Below are 13,342 nucleotides of genomic sequence, written 5' to 3' on the forward strand. Positions count from 1 at the left end.
GCCCCCTCCTCGGGCCGGACCGCCAGTATCACGGCTCACCCTGCGGACAGGGTGCGGCAAGTCGTGCCGTCGTGTGTCCGGGTGGGGCTGACGAGCCCGGTCCGATAGGCGGCGATGACGGCCTGGACGCGGTCGCGGAGTCCGAGTTTGGCGAGAATGCGGGCCACATGGGTCTTGACTGTGGCCTCCGACAGGTGGAGGTGGTCGGCGAGTTCGGCGTTGTTCAGCCCGTGCGCCAGCAGTCGCAGGACTTCACGCTCGCGTGGGGTCAGTACGGCCAGGTCGCGGTGGACAGCGGTGGTGTCGGGGTCGTGGTGGGCGAATCGTTCGACGAGGCGGCGGGTGATGGCCGGGGCCAGCAGCGCGTCGCCGGAGCGCACCATGCGGACGGCGGCGACAAGGTGTTCGGGGGTGGTGTCCTTGAGCAGGAAACCGGCGGCCCCTGCGGTCAGGGCCGCGTAGACGTAGCGGTCGAGGTCGAACGTGGTCAGGATGATCACGTGGGGCTTGTGGTCCGTGCCGGTCAGGATGTGACGGGTGGCTTCCAGGCCGTCCATTTCCGGCATACGGATGTCCATCAGCACCACGTCGGGTCGGATGAGCCGAACGGCGTCAACGGCTTCCGCGCCGTCGGTCGCCTCGGCGACCACGTCGATGCCGTCGGCCGCGAGGATCATCCGGAAGCCCGTACGCACCAGTGCCTGATCGTCAGCGATCACCACGCGCGGCGAGCCGTTCACGAAGCCTCCAAGGGGATCAGTGCGGTGACGCGGTAGCCCCCGGCACGATGCGGCCCGGTCCGCACCGTTCCCCCGTGGACGGCGAGTCGTTCGCGCAGACCGATCAGCCCACGTCCGGCTCCGGCGGCCGTGCCGGTGGCAGCGCACGCACCTGGTGTGCCGCCGGTGTCGGTGACATCGACGCGGAGGCGCGTGGCCGCGTAGTCGACGGTGACCGCCGCGCTCGCGCCGGGCGCGTGCTTGACCGTGTTGGTCAGTGCCTCCTGCACCACCCGATAGGCGGCCAGTTCGACCCCGGACGGCAGCGGACGCGCTTGCCCGGTCACCGCCAACTCGACCGGCATGCCTGTCTCACGCACCCGTGCGACCAGTGTCTCCAGCTGGTTCAGGCTCGGTTGCGGCGTCAGATCGGCCGGGTCGAGCGGGATCGGGCCGTCGGGAACGGCGTGGGTGTCCGTGGTACCCGTAACACCCGTGCTGTCCGTGTTGTCCGGGGTGCTCATGGTGAGCAGCCCCATGACGTGCCGCAGGTCGGTCATCGCCGCCCGCCCGCCGGCCTCGACCGCGAGGAGCGCCTCGCGAGCCTGGTCGGGGTGGGCGTCCATGACCTTGCGGGCGGCACCGGCCTGGATGACCATCACGCTGACGTTGTGCGTCACCACGTCGTGCAACTCGCGGGCGATCCGCGCGCGTTCGTGTTCGACCGCGCGGCGCAGCGCCTCGGCCTGCTCACGTTCCAACGCGGACAGGCGCCGCCGGCCCTCGTCCGTTCTGAGCTTCCATGTGCACAGGCCGTTGGCCGCCACCACGATCGGGACCAGGATCAGGTACGGGGCGTACTTGGCGGGGACGGTGGGCAACGCCGAGTCCGCGTGGACCAGGAGCACCGCCACCGCCAGGCTGGCCAGGGTGGGGATCCGGTGCGGGCTGTAGGCGGCGGCGCTGTAGGCCGCGACGACACAGGCGTAGAAGGTGAGCCGCGGTGCGTCGTGCGGTGTCACCATGACGGCGGCCAGCACGATCCACAGCACGGCGAGCGGGTACCGCCTACGCAGCGTCAGAGGTACCGCGGCGATGATCGCCACGATCACCGGACCGACCCACTCGCCCGGCGCGGGCGCGGGCCGGTTTCCGCGGTCCACGATGGCGGTCATGTTGTCGAGGACGTAGTAGACGGAGCCGATGCCGACGGCCAGTGCCAGCGCCGCGTCGAACGTCCGACCGCGCCGGGTGGGCCGCGGGGGCGGACCGGTCGAGCGCGTCAGCAGCGCGAACCACTCCCCCGGTCGGCCCGGTTTGATCCACTCCCCCAGCCGGTCCGGTTTGATCCGCTCCAGCAGTCTGTCCGCCCTAGGCACGGTCGTCACCGGCTCATTCTCACCGATGCCCCGGGCGGCGACATCCGCCCCGGTGATCACTGTGATCACCCTTCATACGTCGATCGACTACACCGAGAGGATGACGCGTGCGACATCGTCCCGGCGCGGTACCGAAGACTGCCCCGGCGGCCGACGTGCCGAGACCTGCCCCGCTTCTAGCGTCCCTGGAGCCAGAGTTGGCGACCGAGGGAGACGACCATGACCGCACCACTGACCAGACCACCAGCCGATCACCGCGACGACGGCGGCAGGACCCCGGCCACCCCACGGCCGGCACCCCGGACTCGGACCCTGCGCCAGGGCCTGAGCACCCTCGCCGGGCTGCTCGCCGGGCTCCTCGTCATGGCAACGTGCGCGCCCGCCTGCGCCGCGGACGCTTCCACCGCGAGCGGCACCGCCGATGCGTCGGCCGTACCGAGCGGCACGCCGTATCTGCCGCGGCCCACCGGCCCGCACCACATCGGCAGAACCTCCCTGCATCTCGTGGACGCCTCCCGCCCCGACCCGTGGGTCCCCGGCGCGGACGTGCGGGAACTCATGGTCTCCGTGTGGTATCCGGCGCAGCCTTCGGACGGGCAACGAGCCGCGTACTACATGACACCGACGGAGTCGAAGCTCCTCCTCGCGGACGGCGGCATCACGAGCGTGCCGCTCGACCTGTTGAGCAAGACACGCACCAACGCGGTCAGCGACGCCGAACCGGCAGGCCGCCGGCACGGTCTGCCCCTGATCGTGCTCTCGCCCGGCTTCACCAAACCCCGCGCCACGCTCACCTCGCTGGCCGAGGACCTGGCGAGCCGGGGCTACGTCGTGGCAGGCATCGATCACACCTACGAGAACGTCGCCACCACCTTCCCCGACGGGCGGGTTGCCACCTGTGCCGCCTGCGAGGTCGACCACGACCAGGCGTTCTGGGAGAAGCTGGTGAGGGGACGAGCGGCCGACGTCTCCTTCGTGCTCGACGAACTGACCGGACCACATCCGCAGTGGGATGGCGCGCGGCTGATCGACCCGCGTCGGATCGCGATGGCGGGCCACTCCGTCGGAGGCGCGAGCACCAGCGCCGCCATGCTCGCCGACTCCCGGATCCGCGCCGGGATCGACATCGACGGCACCGCTCAAGTCCCGATCCCCGACAGCGGCTTGGCGCGGCCGTTCCTGTTCCTGGGCAGGCAGTCCACGTACACCCCGGGAGGTGGGGGCCCGGCCGCCACCTGGGAGCGCGACTGGGAGCACCTGGCCGGGTGGAAGCGCTGGCTCGTGGTCGCGGGCGCCGAGCACGCCTCCTTCACCGACGTCGGCCTCCTCGCGGAACAATTCGGCCTCGACATCGGCGCCACCCTGCCCGCCGCCCGCGCATCGCAGATCACCCGCCGCTATACGGGAGCATTCTTCGACCTCCACCTACGAAACGAGCCGCAGCCCCTCCTGGACCAGCTGTCCCCCCGCTACCCCGAAGTCACGTTCTGCTTCACGGCAGCACGCGGCTGCGGCAACTGATCGGCACTGGTGCCGGGACAGCACACCTAGGGTCTTTCGTGTGGATCAGGTCGCAGGGAAGTGACGGGGGCTGTTCGACGCCGGTGAGCGGGGCCCACCGGACTCGTCCATGTGTCGGGCACTCATGTCCGCGGGGAGCCGGTGCTCACCGGCGGCGCCTACATGGGTGCGGTCGGTGAGGTGTGCGCGGCGGATGTGCGGCGCGTGCCGAGAGGTCGCTCGCGCAGGAGGACGGCCGCGGTGCCGACTGCGACGGTCAAGGCCGTGGCCCATACCCATCGGGACGCGGTCCAGGATTGCGCGGGGGGAACGGCGAACAGTTGCGTGCGGGCGGGGCTCAGGACCAGGACGAGGGGCAGCAGCACACCGCCTGGCGCGGCCAGCGTGCTGCCACGTTCTCCCCTGGAGAAGCGGAGGCCGAACGCGGTCAGCAGGATCGTTGTCGCTCCCAGCGCGGCGGCCTCCAGGGACAGTCCGGCCATGGGCAGCGCGACACGGTTGTCCGGGTTGAGCGCGGCCCCGAGCAGGAATCCGCCGGTCGTCCAGATCGCGGCAAGCGGCGCCAGGGTCAGCGCCAGCCGCAGCAACCGCCGTACTGCCAGAGGCAACGGCTGTGTCGCTGTGGTGCGGGCGGCCGGGTCGTCCAGGGCGAATGCGACGGGGACGGTGCACAGTACGGCCGCCAGGCGGAGCAGCAGTGCCGCGTCACCTGGTTCGAGGCGGGTCGAAAAGGCGAGCGGTAGCGCACAGACCACGAAGGCCAGCCCCCCGCCCAGCGCCAGTGGAGCGCGGGGCACGAAGCGAAGCAGGTGGGGCAGAAGGGCGGTGTGCAGCCTCAGCGGGTTGCGCATGGGGTGCCCTCCGATCCCCGTTCGGCGTCCGTGGGCGGGGACACGCCCAGCAGCCGGGCGGCCTGCTCGGTGCTCGTGCGGTCGTCGACGAGTACGGGCCAGGACGCCTGGAGACGATCACCGACCTTGTCCGCGGGCATGTCCAGGAGATCGAGGACGACCTGAACCTCTGAGGTGTTGATGGCGACCGCCTCGGACGAGTCCAACGTGAAGAAGGTGATGCCGCCGAAACTGCGCCGATCGAGGGAGCGAAGTGCGTCGGCCGTCTCCGAGGTCGCTTGTGCCGCGAGCCAGAGAACCGTCACGGCACGGGCGCGGCACAGCATCTCCGGATGGGTCTCCTCTACTTGACTGTGGCCGACGACCACACGGCGGGCGAACCTCACCGCGAAGGCGAGCATCTCGCCGCCGCCGATGTCGTCAGTGCCCCATGAGGTGCCGACGGTGACCGCTCCGGGTGTGTGGTGCAGCGCGTCGTCCTGGGCCCACTCCGGCGGCGGCTTGCCGACGACACCGTCCCGATCGCCGCCGAAGAAGAGCCGCTGGCGCACTGCGTACGGGCCCGTCTGCTCGGGATCCGGCACCTTGTCGAGGATGCTTCCGGTGACGTTCTGCCAGTCCTTCGTACGGTTCAGGAAGTCGGGGAACGCGCAGAACGTGACCATGTCGGCCGTTCGGCAACGCTGTTGATCGCCCGGGTGCTTCTCCGCGGTGTCTCGGCGGGCCGCCAAAGCGTCGGAGGGCGGCTGGTATTGGACGACGCCGACCAGGACGGCGCCCACCACCAGGAGAACCAGCGCCGACCGTACCGGGACAGTGTGCGATCCGGCTCGGGCCAGGGCGAGCAGGACCAGTACGCCGGTCACGGCAGCCAGATACCCGAGATGCGTCAAGGCGGGACGGTGCATCAGGTCGGTGGGCAGGGGGGCCGCGAATTCGCTCTCCACTCCGAGAGGGCCCCACCACTTCATACCCCGTACATCCAGCGCACTGCACAGGACGAGTGCTCCGATGAACACCGCGGCGAAGGGGCCTGCCGTGACCGCCGGGGTGAAGCATGCGAGGGTCACGCCCGTACAGCAGGCGAGGAGCACCACAACCGGTCCCGTGACCAGTTCGACGACCGAGGGGCTGCCGACCGCTGTGGGAGCCGATGCGTAGTACGCGATCCGGGCCGCGGCCAGAACCGCGGCCACCGCGGCCGGCGGGAGGGCGGCGCCGAAGTGGGCGAGCACCCGCCGCCACAGGGGCAGTTCGAGTACTTCGCAGAGCGGCCCCGCACCGTGCCGGTGCATCCGGGTGACGGCGAGATTCGTCGCGACGAGACCTCCCGCAGCCAGCAGGAGCAGCGGCACCTGTGTGTAGCGGTCCTCGTCCTGCAGCACCGGATAGCGGCTGCGGAGGCCGTTGCCCAGCGCTTCGTATGTCCAGAGGCCGACGTAGAGGAGGACGGCGGTGACGAAGGCGGGGTGCCGCACCACCTGCGCGGACTCGAACCGGGCGAGTGACCACTGGGCCTGAAACGCGTTCCGTGGCAGTGGGGGCACAGGGCGCACGTCGCTCATACCGCACTCACGGATGACTGGGCTCCGTCGAGGAGCAGAAGGTACCCGTCTTCGATGGTCGGTTCGACCAGCGACGCGTCGGCCGGTGGGATGCCGATGTTGTGGAAGGTACCGACGCCGGTGCGCCATGCCGCGAGAGCGCCGGGCGAGCGCTCGTCGCTGCTCCAGACCCGCCCCTGCGCCAACAGGGCCAGCTCGTGTGGGGTTCCCTGGAACTTCACTGTGCCGTGGTCGAGCACCACGACCTTGTGACACAGGGCTGCCACGTCCTCCGTCTGGTGTGTCGAGAGCAGAACGGTTCTGCTCTCCCCCAGTCCGGCGATGAGTTCGCGGAAGCGCAGACGCTGTTCGGGGTCGAGGCCCACGGTCGGCTCGTCCAGGATGAGTAGCTCCGGGTCACCGACGACGGCGGCGGCGAGTGCGACGCGCTGGCGCATGCCGCCCGACAACTTCCGGATGCGTTTGCTCCGGTCGGCGGTCAGGCCGACCTCTTCCAACACCCTGCGGACCTCCCCGCGCCGGGCCCCCTTGTCGCTGATCTCCTTGAGGATCCCCACGTAGTCGATGAAGTCGAAGGCCGTGAAATGGGAGGGAAGTCCTGGGTTCTGCGGGAGGTAACCGAGTCGTCGGCGCAGGGCCTGCCGGCCCGCGGTGGTCAGAGGATCGAGGCCCAGTATCTCAAGCGTGCCCGCGTCCGGGGTGCCCGCCGTGGCAAGAATGCGCAGCAAGGTGGTCTTTCCCGCACCGTTGGGCCCCAACAGGCCCGTCACCCCCGGTCCGAGGGTCAAGGACACGTCCCTCAGTGCGGTGTGGCGCCCGTAGCGCACGCTTACGTCGGTCAACGTGACCTGTGACGCTGTGGATTCCATCTACGCCAGCCCCCTCGTCCCCGCCGTCGGCACCTGATGAGGAGCCGTCCGGCCTTGCCTGTCGAACGTGTCGAATCCGTCGCGCAGCGCGAAGAGCACGCCGGTGGTCAGTACGGCCACGGCTGCCATGGCCAGTTGTGCCTCGGGGAGGAGAAGTCGCGTCCCTCCGGGCAGTTTGGAGTTGTAGGTGAGCACGAGCCAGACGCCCCAGGCTGTGAGGGTCAGCCCGATGGCCGGGGCCGCGTCCATCCGGCTCGACAGGGCGAGACAGACCGCGGTGAGCATGAGTGACGGAATCAGCCAGCCGAGCATGTAGGGAAACGGAAGTGGCAGCCCGGCCGCGCTCACCGCGCTCAGAACCAGGCTCAGTACCTGCACCGCGGTGGCACGCAGCAGCACGACCCGGAAGCCGTTCAGCGGGGAGACCGCCAGCCATACGTACGCGGGGTCGAAGCGCTGACCTGTGACCGCGACGACGGCGACGGCCGACAGGGCGGGTTCCAGCGCGAAGAACAGCAAGGGCGCCGACGTGGATTCACTCCAGCGCGCGACGGCCACGGCCAGCATCAGCAGGAGCGCCGCCCCACCCCACCAGGACCACCTCAGTGAGGGCATCGCCGCGCACAACCGAGCCGCGTGCTCCGGAACTCCGAGGCGCAGCGCACACCTTTCCAGCACACTCCTCGTCGGCTCGTCGGTGGTGCGGTCGATCCGTTCCCAGATGGAGGACAACGCCTCCTCGTCCGCGAGGAGCGGGGACAACCGCTCACGGCAGCCCGAACACCGGTCCACATGGGCTTCCACGATGCCCCTGAGCTCGTAGGACAGCGGTCCGGCCGCGTATGCGCAGAGCAGGCTGGGGTCCAGGTGCGCCGAGTGGCCGCCCGGACGATCAGTCGGGCCGGAAAATGGTGCCCCGCTCATCTGTTCCTCCTCCTGCTGGCCCTGTCTTCGGTGGCCGTGCTCACGGCACTCGTCTTTCTCCTCGTCGGGGTTCCGGTCACGGCTGCAGCCTTTGCCTGAGCAGCCGTCTGGCTCGGGAAGCCCGGGACTTGACCGTGCCGGTGGGGATGTCGAGCCGCTCGGCGGCCTCCCGCACGGTCAGCCCGTCCAGCGCGGTCGCCCGCATCACGGCCCCCAGGTCGGAGGGCAGCAACTCCACCGCGGCCAGAGCCCTGTCGCCCAGTTCCGCCAGAAGCTCTTCCTCGGCGGACACCCCGTGTCGTCTCGGCAGAACCGCGAGACGGCGCACGAGCCGCCCCCGTCGTTCCTGCGCCCGCTGCGCGTCGATCAGCCGACGCCAGCCGATGCGCCACAGCCACCCGTTCACGTCCTCGACCTGATCGAGGCGGCCGTTTCGGGCGCGCTCACGATGGCGCCAGACCTCCACGAAAACGTCCTGGACGACCTCGTCAACGAGGACGGGATCAGCGCACCGCTGACGCAAGCGGCCCCTCAGCCACGGGGCGAACCTGCGGAACAGCTCCTCGAACGCCTCCCGGTCCCCCTCGGCCACCGCACCCAGGAGCTCAGCATCGGCATCCCCGTCCCCTTGTTCGGCCTTCACACCCGCTCGTCGATCCGAAGGCCCTACCTGGTTCACCCTCAGGTTGTGATCTAAATCACAGGCTCGTGACGGGTCGCAGTTGTCCGTCGGCGGCCAGTCGGCCGATGTCGCCCAGGACCTACTGTGTCGAGCCATGACCATCCTGATCATCGGCGGCAGCGGCTTTCTCGGAACCGAGTTGGTCCGCCAGGCCACAGCGGCGGGACTCGAGACCGCCGCCACCTTTGCCACCACCGAACCCGGCCCCGCTTCGGGTGTCGCCTGGCATGCCCTCGACCTACGGGATCCGGTGCGGGTCACAGGGGTCGTCAAGGACGTCGCCGCCTCGGTCGTCGTCAACCTGGCGAGCAGCGACTCCGACTGGTCGATCACCGCCGACGGGGCGGTCCGCGTCGCGATGGCCGCCGCGGAGCAGGGCTCGCGCCTCGTCCATGTCTCCAGCGACGCGGTGTTCTCCGGTGCCCGCGACCGCTACGACGAGACCTGCCTTCCGGACCCGCTCACCCCGTACGGCGCCGCGAAGGCCGCCGCCGAGACGGCCGTGCGGCTCCTCCTGCCGAGCGCCGCGGTGGCCCGTACCTCGCTGATCATCGGACACGGGCGGTCCGTCCACGAGCGCATGGTGCACGCCCTCGCGGCCGGCACGCACGACGGCGTCCTGTTCACCGACGACATCCGCTGCCCGGTGCACGTGGAGGACCTGGCCGCCGCTCTCCTGGAACTCGCGCTGTCCGATGTGGCAGGCGTGTTCCACCTCGCCGGGCCGGACGCCCTCAGCCGTCACGACCTCGGCGTGCTGATCGCCCGGCGCGATGGGCTCGACGCCGCGCGACTGCCCGCCGGGCGGCGAGCCGACATCCCGCTGCCGGGGCCCCTCGACGTACGCCTCGACAGCCGCGCCACACAGGAGCGCCTGCGGATCAGGCTCCGAGGCGCCCGTGAGTTCCTCCGAGGAGACGCCCCCCGTCAACCACGATTCGCGTGATGTCCCCCGGCCGCTGTGGCGAGCCGTGCCCGCGGCCCGTCGCGCCGAGCCGGCCACTCAGGCGGGGCCCATGCTGACCCGGTGCAGACGACCGCGCCGAGCCCCGTCACGGCACCTCCGGGCGGCGGTACTCGCTCATCGCGTCGATGAGCCAGCGCGCCAGGTAGTCGGCGAACGAGGACCGTGGGAACAGTCGATACGTCGGCATGTCGTCGACCTGCCAGAGCAGTACCGCGACGGGGCCCACCGTGGTCGACACCGCCTCGCCAGGTGCGAAGGACCGGGGGTGCAGATCCAGCGGGCAGCCCTTGTCCAGTACCTGCCGGGCGGCCGGGCCGCTCAGCTCCAGCGTGGTGCGGTTCGCGGAGACGTCCACGACCGAGCCCGGGTCTCCGCCGAGTGCCTCGCGCAACCCGGCGGCCACGGCGGGCGTGTCGGCCTGGGACAGCACGAGCCACTCGTCGGGGCCCAGCCAGGCGACCGTGTGGGCGCCGGACTCGGCGGTGTGGCCGCACTGGCGCGGGAGCGGCGCCCCCAGGGTCTTCTCGATGCGGGCGGCCGCATCGGACGCGGGATCGACGCGCAGGTTCACCATGGTGAGGAACGGCTGCTCGGTCAGCGTGACGCCACGGGCGCCGCTGACGGCGGCGGCGCGCATCTGCTCCTCCAGATGTGCGAGGGGGCTCGTGCGCAGCGCCACCGGGCCTGCGCCTTGCTCGATCGTCGGATCAGCCATCTCGCTTGGTCCCTTCGGGGTCGTAGAGGACGAAGTCGGCCACCTCGACGGGCACCAGGTCCTCGCCCACCGGGGCGAGCAGGGTCTCGCCGATCCTTGCCCGCCCGTCGGCGACGAGGGCGAGGGCGAAGGGGCGGCCGAGGGCCGGGCTGTGGTAGCTGGAGGTGACGTGACCGAGCATCGGCACCGGCCCGGCCTCGGGAGTGATCGGCACGTCCGGCGCGACGAGTTGAGTGCCCTCGGGCAGCCGGGTCGTGCGGTCGGTCGGCAGCAGGCCGACCAGTTGCTTGCGGTCGGTGCGTGAGGTGTCGACGCGGGAGTAGGACCGCTTTCCGATGAAGTCCTTCTGCTGGGAGACCACCCAGGACATGCCCGCGTCCTGTGGGGTGACGGTGCCGTCGGTGTCCTGGCCGACGATGATGTAGCCCTTCTCGGCCCGCAGGACGTGCATGGTCTCGGTGCCGTACGGGGTGATGCCGTACGGCCGGCCGATCGCGTACACCTCGTCCCAGACCGCCAGGCCGTACCACGCCGAGACGTTGATCTCGTAGGCGAGTTCGCCGGAGAAGGAGATCCGGCAGATGCGGGCGGGGATGCCGGAGGCCAGGGTGGTCTCGCGGAAGGCCATGAACGGGAAGGCCTCGTTGGACAGGTCGACCTCGGGGGCGAGAAGGGCTACGACCTCGCGCGACTGGGGGCCGACGACGGCGATCGTCGACCACTGCTCGGTCACCGACGTGCAGTGCACGTCGAGTCCGGGCCACTCGGTCTGCAGCCACTCCTCCAGCCAGTCCAGGACCCCGGCGGCGCCGCCGGTCGTGGTGGTCATGAAGTAGCGGTTGTCGTCGAGGCGGAGGGTCACACCGTCGTCGAAGATCATGCCGTCGGGCTTGCACATGACGCCGTAGCGGGCCATGCCGGGCTTGAGCTTCTTGAAGGCGTTGGTGTAGACGCGGTTGAGGAACTCGCCCGCGTCCGCGCCCCAGATCTCGATCTTGCCGAGGGTGGAGGCGTCCATGAACGCCACCCCCTCACGGGCCGCACGGCACTCACGGGCCACGGCCATGTCCATGTCCTCACCGGCCTGGGGGTAGTACCAGGGGCGCTTCCACTGCCCGACGTCCTCGAACTCCGCACCGTGCGCGACATGCCACTGGTGGAGGGAGGTGGTCCGCTCCGGGTCGAACAGCTCGCCTCGTTCGCGCCCGGCCAGGGCCGCGAAGGCGATGGGCGTGTACGGCGCCCGGTAGGACGTGGTGCCGATCTCTCCCAGCGCACCGCCGAGGGCCTCGGCGATCACACCGATCGCGTTGACGCCGGATGTCTTGCCCTGGTCGTTCGCCGTGCCCAGCGAGGTGTAGCGCTTGACGTGCTCGACACCGCGCATGCCGGCACCGGTGGAGCGCCAGACGTCGGCGACGGTGACATCGCGCTGGAGGTCGACGAAGTGGGTGTCCCAGGTGCCGGGTTCGCCGTCGGGGGCGGGTATCAGCCACAGGGCGCGCGTCGGGCCGGTTGCGAGCCGCGCGACATCAGACGGTACGGCCACCGGGAACCCGGCGTCCGTGGCGGCGCGTGCACCGGCGCGCGCTCCTTCGGCCCGGCAACCGCCGAGGTCGTACGTCCCCCGAGCCGCACCGACGACCTGCTGGTTCCGTACATTCCCGTCGGGGACGAAGGCCACCACGTCCTCGTCCCAGCGCAGCCGTCCCTGGCGCTGGCTGTGCAGATGCACCACCGGACTCCATCCGCCCGACACGGCGAGCAGATCGCAGTCGAACGGCTGGGATTCACCGGTGAGTTGGCCATCGACGTCGAGCTCCTGAACGGTGACGCCAGTGAGCCGGTGGTCGCCCGAGGTGCCGACCACCGCACTGCCCGTCAGCACCCGCACCCCGGTCGCCTCGGCGACCTCGGTGGCCCTGCGGGACAGTTCGGGCCGCGCGTCCACGACGACGGCGATGTCGATCCCGGCCGCGTGCAGGTCGGCGACCGTGTCGTACGCACTGTCGTTCGTCGTGCTCACCACGGCTCGCGAACCCGGCGCCACGCCATACCGGTTGACGTACGTCCGAACGGCCCCAGCGAGCATCACCCCGGGCCGGTCATTGCCGGCGAAGACCAGCGGACGCTCATGGGCACCGGTCGCCAGGACCACCTGGCGGGCCCGGATGTGCCACAGCCGCTGGCGCGAGACGCCTTCCGGAGCGGCAGTTCCCAGGTGGTCGGTGCGCCGCTGGAGGGCGAGCACGTAGTTGTCGTCGTACGACCCGAAGGCCGTGGTGCGTTCGAGTACGACGACTTCGGGGGCGGCGTCGAGTGCCGCGCGGACGTCGGCGACCCACTGGAGGTCGCTCCGCGCGCCGGCGAGCAGCGAACCGCCGGACTCGGGCTGGTCGTCGACGAGGATCACGCGGGCGCCGGAGCCGGCGGCAGCGGCGGCTGCCGCGAGCCCGGCCGGTCCCGCGCCGACGATCAGAACGTCGGTGTGGACGTACTTCTTGTCGTAGACGGCGGGGTCGGGGGTCGGGTCGAGTCGGCCCATCCCTGACAAGGTCGTGGCGGACAGGCCGTCGTAGAGCTCCACCGTCGTCGCCGGGAGCATGCCCTCCGAGCACGGGCCGTCGAGCTGGAGCAGGGCGTTGGGTTCCTCGACGCCCGCGGCGACGATGCCGCGCGGGCGGCCGCGGTAGAGCGACGGGGCGACCTCGACGAGCCCGTTCGCCAGCATCGCCGAGGCGACGGTGTCGCCGGGGTGCCCGGTCAGTTCGCGTCCGTTGATGGTGAACCGCAGCACGGTGGCGCGGTCGACGCGGCCACCCTGCCGGAGCCGGAAGTGCTGGTCGGTCATCGGTTCCCTCCGGCCTGGGGCAGTTCGGGGCGGGGCTCGTCGAGCCGGTAGGCGGTGAGCACCTCGTTGGTGACGGTGTCGCGCAGGACGTTGAACCAGCGGCGGCAGCCGGTGCCGTGCATCCACCGCTCGGCGAAGGGGCCCTTGGAGTTGTCGCGGTAGAAGACGTACTCGGCCCACTGCTCGTCGGTGAGGTCCGCGGGGGTCTCGGGGTAGGGGACGTGGGCCTGTCCCCCGTAGTGGTATTCGGTCTCGTCACGGGGGCCGCACCAGGGGCAGGTGATCAGCAGCACGACGTC

The 13,342-nt window shown here is 70.7% G+C and carries 12 protein-coding genes; 2 read left to right on the forward strand and 10 right to left on the reverse strand.

Annotation, left to right across the window (positions count from 1 at the left end):
• Positions 1 to 35: 35 nt before the first annotated feature.
• Positions 36 to 740, reverse strand: a complete 705-nt coding sequence (locus tag AC067M_RS38970; protein WP_478701732.1) for a response regulator — start codon at positions 738 to 740, stop codon at positions 36 to 38.
• On the reverse strand, positions 737 to 2,107 hold the full coding sequence (locus AC067M_RS38975) for a sensor histidine kinase (RefSeq protein ID WP_478701733.1): 1,371 nt from the start codon (positions 2,105 to 2,107) through the stop codon (positions 737 to 739). Before AC067M_RS38975 ends, AC067M_RS38970 begins: the two co-directional genes overlap by 4 nt.
• Positions 2,108 to 2,317: 210 nt before the next feature.
• Between AC067M_RS38975 and AC067M_RS38980 the strand changes: the two genes are divergently transcribed.
• The gene (locus tag AC067M_RS38980; RefSeq protein WP_478701734.1) at positions 2,318 to 3,619 is read left to right on the forward strand and encodes an alpha/beta hydrolase family protein; all 1,302 of its coding nucleotides are present in this window, start codon (positions 2,318 to 2,320) and stop codon (positions 3,617 to 3,619) included.
• Between the two features lie 158 nt (positions 3,620 to 3,777).
• Here the strand turns inward: AC067M_RS38980 and AC067M_RS38985 are convergent, their stop codons facing one another.
• From AC067M_RS38985 to AC067M_RS39005, 5 genes are all read right to left on the reverse strand, one after another.
• Complete coding sequence (locus AC067M_RS38985) at positions 3,778 to 4,470, reverse strand: hypothetical protein (protein ID WP_478701735.1); 693 nt, start codon at positions 4,468 to 4,470, stop codon at positions 3,778 to 3,780.
• Positions 4,455 to 6,035: a hypothetical protein gene (locus AC067M_RS38990; RefSeq protein WP_478701736.1), complete on the reverse strand. Its 1,581-nt coding sequence runs from the start codon at positions 6,033 to 6,035 to the stop codon at positions 4,455 to 4,457. The genes AC067M_RS38985 and AC067M_RS38990 overlap by 16 nt, the downstream gene beginning before the upstream one ends.
• A complete protein-coding gene (locus tag AC067M_RS38995; RefSeq protein ID WP_478701737.1) occupies positions 6,032 to 6,904 on the reverse strand; it encodes an ABC transporter ATP-binding protein in 873 nt (290 codons plus the stop codon). Before AC067M_RS38995 ends, AC067M_RS38990 begins: the two co-directional genes overlap by 4 nt.
• On the reverse strand, positions 6,905 to 7,828 hold the full coding sequence (locus AC067M_RS39000; protein ID WP_478701738.1) for a zf-HC2 domain-containing protein: 924 nt from the start codon (positions 7,826 to 7,828) through the stop codon (positions 6,905 to 6,907).
• Positions 7,829 to 7,904: 76 nt separating this feature from the next.
• The gene (locus AC067M_RS39005) at positions 7,905 to 8,471 is read right to left on the reverse strand and encodes an RNA polymerase sigma factor (protein WP_478701739.1); all 567 of its coding nucleotides are present in this window, start codon (positions 8,469 to 8,471) and stop codon (positions 7,905 to 7,907) included.
• Positions 8,472 to 8,604: 133 nt separating this feature from the next.
• On the opposite strand from AC067M_RS39005, the gene AC067M_RS39010 reads away from it, so the two are divergent.
• Positions 8,605 to 9,456, forward strand: a complete 852-nt coding sequence (locus AC067M_RS39010) for an SDR family oxidoreductase (RefSeq protein WP_478701740.1) — start codon at positions 8,605 to 8,607, stop codon at positions 9,454 to 9,456.
• 106 nt (positions 9,457 to 9,562) lie between these two features.
• On the opposite strand, the gene AC067M_RS39015 is transcribed toward AC067M_RS39010, so the two are convergent.
• The 3 genes from AC067M_RS39015 to AC067M_RS39025 are packed head-to-tail and all read right to left on the reverse strand — an operon-like array spanning position 9,563 to position 13,336.
• Positions 9,563 to 10,192, reverse strand: coding sequence for a sarcosine oxidase subunit gamma (locus AC067M_RS39015; protein WP_478701741.1), 630 nt, complete (start codon positions 10,190 to 10,192; stop codon positions 9,563 to 9,565).
• A complete protein-coding gene (locus tag AC067M_RS39020; protein ID WP_478701742.1) occupies positions 10,185 to 13,043 on the reverse strand; it encodes a sarcosine oxidase subunit alpha family protein in 2,859 nt (952 codons plus the stop codon). The genes AC067M_RS39015 and AC067M_RS39020 overlap by 8 nt, the downstream gene beginning before the upstream one ends.
• Complete coding sequence (locus AC067M_RS39025) at positions 13,040 to 13,336, reverse strand: sarcosine oxidase subunit delta (RefSeq protein WP_478701743.1); 297 nt, start codon at positions 13,334 to 13,336, stop codon at positions 13,040 to 13,042. The genes AC067M_RS39020 and AC067M_RS39025 overlap by 4 nt, the downstream gene beginning before the upstream one ends.
• Positions 13,337 to 13,342: the final 6 nt, after the last annotated feature.

Source organism: Streptomyces sp. NPDC043427, assembly GCF_056436655.1.